The organism is Secundilactobacillus silagei JCM 19001 (genome assembly GCF_002217945.1).
GTDB classification, from domain to species: domain Bacteria; phylum Bacillota; class Bacilli; order Lactobacillales; family Lactobacillaceae; genus Secundilactobacillus; species Secundilactobacillus silagei.
Window position 1 is genome coordinate 1 of record NZ_BCMG01000067.1, and the last position, 241, is coordinate 241.

Sequence of the window (241 nt, forward strand, 5' to 3'; positions counted from 1 at the left end):
TAGGCTGGTATCAAATGTAATTTGCGAAGTCAATTTCGCTAGTAATATTAATGAGTCACAAACAATCATAAAATGAGAGTTTGATCCTGGCTCAGGACGAACGCTGGCGGCGTGCCTAATACATGCAAGTCGAACGCATCCCGCTGAATTGAAGTGCTTGCACTGATTTTCAGCATTGGATGAGTGGCGAACTGGTGAGTAACACGTGGGTAACCTGCCCAGAAGCGGGGGATAACACTTG

General features: G+C 46.1%; 1 rRNA gene. It reads left to right on the forward strand.

Annotated elements, in window-relative coordinates:
- Positions 1-68: 68 nt before the first annotated feature.
- Positions 69-241, forward strand: a 16S ribosomal RNA gene (locus CES79_RS12580); the annotation flags it as partial.